At 62.7% G+C, this 3,145-nt stretch carries 4 protein-coding genes, 1 tRNA gene and 1 pseudogene; all 6 read left to right on the forward strand.

The features are described 5' to 3' along the window. Window positions 1–135, forward strand: a pseudogene (tuf, locus tag ACPEH1_RS20390) (elongation factor Tu); the annotation flags it as partial. 102 nt (window positions 136–237) lie between these two features. After that, a tRNA-Trp gene (locus ACPEH1_RS20395) sits at window positions 238–313 on the forward strand. 44 nt (window positions 314–357) lie between these two features. Then, entirely contained in the window at window positions 358–765 is a 408-nt protein-coding gene (gene secE, locus ACPEH1_RS20400; protein ID WP_017356000.1) for a preprotein translocase subunit SecE, read from the forward strand. Window positions 766–775: 10 nt separating this feature from the next. After that, complete coding sequence (nusG, locus tag ACPEH1_RS20405; RefSeq protein ID WP_017356001.1) at window positions 776–1,336, forward strand: transcription termination/antitermination protein NusG; 561 nt, start codon at window positions 776–778, stop codon at window positions 1,334–1,336. Window positions 1,337–1,583: 247 nt separating this feature from the next. Then, a complete protein-coding gene (gene rplK, locus ACPEH1_RS20410; RefSeq protein ID WP_017356002.1) occupies window positions 1,584–2,012 on the forward strand; it encodes a 50S ribosomal protein L11 in 429 nt (142 codons plus the stop codon). 4 nt (window positions 2,013–2,016) lie between these two features. Continuing rightward, window positions 2,017–2,715: a 50S ribosomal protein L1 gene (gene rplA, locus ACPEH1_RS20415; protein WP_017356003.1), complete on the forward strand. Its 699-nt coding sequence runs from the start codon at window positions 2,017–2,019 to the stop codon at window positions 2,713–2,715. Window positions 2,716–3,145: the final 430 nt, after the last annotated feature.

Below are 3,145 nucleotides of genomic sequence, written 5' to 3' on the forward strand. Positions count from 1 at the left end.
GTCATGCCGGGCGACAACATCAAGATGGTCGTCACCCTGATCAACCCGGTCGCAATGGACGACGGTCTGCGCTTCGCGATCCGCGAAGGCGGCCGTACCGTCGGCGCCGGCGTGGTCTCCAAGATCATCGAGTAAGTTTGCACTACCGGCGGTTGCATAGCGCTGCCGGTCTCGCGAATGGCGGGCCGGGAACCTCGGTCCGCCTTCGCTGTCTTAGGGAAGGCAAGTTTTTTCAGTACGCCAGTAGCTCAATTGGCAGAGCAGCGGTCTCCAAAACCGCAGGTTGGGGGTTCGAGTCCCTCCTGGCGTGCCACTTCTCCCTTCCAGCGGCCATGCCGCCACTGCAGCCAGAGCCGGATGAACAGCAAGATCGAGCATTCCAAAGACAACGCCTCCAGCGGGGGTGATATCGTCAAGTACGCCGTTGCAGCCATTCTGGTTGTTGCGGGTCTTTTTGCTTGGTTCTGGTTCGGTGCTCCCGAGCATGCTTCCCAGAGTGCATGGGCCGGTCCGCTTCGCGGTCTGGCCGTTGTGGTTGGCCTGGTGGCCGGCCTTGGCGTGTTCCTGCTGACCGGCAAGGGTCGCGACACGCGTGAATTCCTTTCCGAATCGCGTTTCGAACTGCGCAAGGTGGTCTGGCCGACCCGCCAGGAAGCCATCCGCATGACCTGGGTGGTGGTCGTTGTCGTGATCATCCTCAGCCTGGTCCTGGGCGGATTTGATTTCCTGATTCAGAAAGCGACCCAGTGGTTCCTGGGTCGATAAGGAGAAACCAGTGAAGCGTTGGTACGTCGTTCACGCCTATTCGGGCTTCGAAAAGTCGGTGGCGCAGGCTCTGCGCGATCGCATCGTGCGTGACGAGATGCAGGAGCGCTTCGGTGACGTCCTGGTCCCGACCGAGGAAGTGGTTGAAATGCGCTCCGGCCAGAAGCGCCGTTCCGAGCGCAAGTTCTTCCCGGGCTACGTGCTGGTCCAGATCGAGACCCACGAAGAAAACGGTATCCCGCGCATCGACAACGAAAGCTGGCACCTGGTGAAGGACACCTCCAAGGTGATGGGTTTCATCGGCGGCACCGCCGATCGCCCGCTGCCGATCCGTGACGAAGAGGCTGCCGCCATCCTGGATCGTGTTCAGGAAGGTGTGGAAAAGCCCCGTCCGAAGGTGCTGTTCGAGCCGGGCCAGATGGTCCGCGTCACCGAAGGTCCGTTCAACGACTTCAATGGCGTTGTCGAAGAGGTCAACTACGAGAAGAGCCGTCTGCGCGTCTCGGTGCTGATCTTCGGGCGTGCCACCCCGGTCGAACTCGAGTTCGGCCAGGTCGAAAAGGCCGTCTGACCCACGAGTTGACTGGCGGGATCCGTGGATCCCGCGACAGTCGCGCCGAGCGCTGCCCGGCCGCATTCACGCACCACTCCAAAAACCTGATATAGTGCGCGGCTTCCTGCCAGGAAGCTGGCAAAAGCAAGGGCCGCCGCGAGGTGGCCTTCTGCGTGAATTTTCAAAACGCGATGCCGGGACGCGTGATTCCCGGTCCGATGGGGAGCCTGTTGTCGCAAGGCGCTAGCACCCGGAGAGTACTCACATGGCAAAGAAAGTTGTCGGTTATATCAAGCTGCAGGTGAAGGCCGGTCAGGCCAACCCCTCGCCGCCGGTCGGTCCTGCGCTGGGTCAGCGCGGCCTGAACATCATGGAATTCTGCAAGGCCTTCAATGCTGCCACGCAGAAGCTGGAGCCGGGTCTGCCGGTCCCGGTGATCATCACGGCCTACTCGGACCGTACCTTCACCTTCATCACCAAGAGCACCCCGGCTGCCGTGCTGCTCAAGAAGGCTGCTGGCATCTCCTCGGGCTCCAAGCGCCCGAACACCGACAAGGTGGGCAAGGTGACCCGTAAGCAGCTGGAAGAAATCGCCAAGACCAAGGAAGCCGACCTGACGGCCGCCGACCTGGACGCCGCGGTGCGCACGATTGCCGGTTCTGCCCGTTCCATGGGCCTCGTGGTGGAGGGTTAAGAAGATGGCACAGACCAAGCGTGAGAAGGCCATCAAGGCCGCCGTCGTCCCGGGCAAGGCATATGCCTTCGAGGACGCGATCAAGATCCTGAAGACCGCTACCAAGGCCAAGTTCGTCGAGTCCTTCGACGTTGCCGTGCGCCTGGGCGTGGACGCCAAGAAGTCCGACCAGCAGGTGCGCGGTTCCACCGTGCTGCCGGCCGGTACCGGCAAGAGCGTGCGCGTTGCCGTCTTCGCCCCGGCCGGTGCCAAGGCTGACGAAGCCCTGGCCGCTGGCGCGGAAGCCGTCGGCATGGACGACCTGGCCGAGAAGATGCAGGCCGGCGATCTGAACTACGACGTCGTGATCGCGACCCCGGACGCCATGCGCGTCGTGGGTAAGCTGGGCACCGTGCTCGGCCCGCGCGGCCTGATGCCGAACCCGAAGGTCGGCACCGTCTCGGCCAACCCGGGCGAAGCCGTCAAGAATGCCAAGTCGGGTCAGGTGCGTTACCGCACCGACAAGGCCGGCATCATCCACTGCACCATCGGCAAGGCCGACTTCGCCGAAGACGCGCTGAAGTCGAACCTGCAGGCGCTGCTGATGGACCTGATCAAGGCCAAGCCGGCTACCTCGAAGGGCACCTACCTGCAGAAGGTTTCGGTCAGCTCGACGATGGGCCCGGGCGTCACCGTCGACCAGTCGTCGCTGACCCTGAAGTAATCGTTTCAAGCGGGTACGCGGCTCCGGTCGCGTACCCGTGACATTTGAAGGCAATCCGAGCGGGCATGCCCGCGACGATAGCCGTCAAAGACCGCAGGCGCGGTCGTTGCACACCGGCGACGGGCACGGATGCTCGCATTGGCAGGGAGTCGCCGCCGGCGCAGTACCGATCGCTTAATCGATTCCCCCGGGAATCACCCTGCGTAGATGGTGCCCTTCTGGAGTTTTTCTGGTTTACGCACGTCTGGGTTCTCCCAGGTTGGCCATCCAGGTCTAGAACGGCCCACCCTTGGAACATCGTCCCGATGTTCCCGGTGTCCAGGACGGATGCCGCCCAGGACCGCACACGGCAGGAGCCGTAAGCGGAGTTCAATTGGAGGAGTGCAATGGCTCTCAATCTGTCCCAGAAGCAAGAAGTAGTCGCCGAGCT

This window comes from Stenotrophomonas sp. NPDC077421, from assembly GCF_049545505.1.
Taxonomy (GTDB): Bacteria; Pseudomonadota; Gammaproteobacteria; order Xanthomonadales; family Xanthomonadaceae; genus Stenotrophomonas; species Stenotrophomonas nematodicola.